This is a genomic window from Oleiphilus sp. HI0043 (genome assembly GCF_001634935.1).
The window spans coordinates 1-639 of sequence record NZ_LWEY01001917.1; the positions used below are offsets into that span (position 1 = coordinate 1).

General features: G+C 45.2%; 1 pseudogene. It reads left to right on the top strand.

What is annotated here, in order from left to right:
• Nucleotides 1–95: 95 nt before the first annotated feature.
• Nucleotides 96–639, top strand: a pseudogene (locus A3729_RS29580) (DNA repair ATPase); the annotation flags it as partial.

Sequence of the window (639 nt, forward strand, 5' to 3'; positions counted from 1 at the left end):
TTTAAACGTGTGCTTCCTTGGTTATCAACTAAACTGATTTGTAGTTTTAGATTTATTGGGTGCGCAATTTCTATGCGCATCTTAACGAGGTAGTTATGGGGTTTAGAAAGTCAGATTCATATGAGGCTGTCTTCTTTGTTGAAAATCAGCAAGTAACGAAACATTTGATGTTCTCGGAGTTCGAGGCAATGTTAGACGGCTTGGGTGCTTTACCAGATTACGCTGATCAAGAAGCTAAAGCAGTTTATGCGGTGATTGGCAAGGATGGTACGATCCAGGCGCTGGTATTCTTCATTTTATATTTCGACGAAGATGGCAAGGCTGACGCAAGTTGGAATGTACCAATTGAACGCTTGGCTGAAGTGAGTGGTAGTGGGCCTGATTTAGGTGGCGGGCCAATACGTTTGGCTTGCCGGGGGCAGTGTTCAATTAATTGGCATTTGAACGACCTATGGGATCCTGATATGACGCCCGGGTCGAATGACTTCTTGCGACTCAAGAAAGCGGTCGAGTTGAATAAACTACGCTTTCAATTTGAGAAAGCCGAGCCGGATATCCCAGTTCTTTCACCGAGTGATCCGGTGTTGGATGACTTGGGCTTGGAAACAGAGGTTGAAAAGCGAACCAAGTTGGCTCGTT